Consider the following 291-nt stretch of genomic DNA (forward strand, 5'->3'; position numbering starts at 1 on the left):
GCAGCTTGAGGCCTGCCTCGCGCGCGGTCTGCTGCGCGAGTTCGTAGCCGGCATCCGCGTGGCGCATCACGCCCGTGGCCGGATCGTTGAGCAGCACGCGGCCCAGACGCTCGTGCGCCGCCTGCGTACCGTCCGCCACGATCACCACCCCCGAGTGCTGCGAGAAGCCCATGCCCACGCCGCCGCCGTGGTGCAGCGACACCCACGACGCGCCGCCCGCCGTGTTCAGCAGCGCATTGAGCAGCGGCCAGTCGCTCACCGCGTCCGAGCCGTCCTTCATCGATTCCGTTT

General features: G+C 71.1%; 1 pseudogene. It reads right to left on the reverse strand.

Going from position 1 to position 291, the window contains the following annotated elements:
• Positions 1 to 291, reverse strand: a pseudogene (locus AB4Y36_RS40525) (urocanate hydratase); the annotation flags it as partial.

It is taken from the genome of Paraburkholderia sp. BR10936, assembly GCF_040965735.1.
GTDB classification, from domain to species: domain Bacteria; phylum Pseudomonadota; class Gammaproteobacteria; order Burkholderiales; family Burkholderiaceae; genus Paraburkholderia; species Paraburkholderia nodosa_A.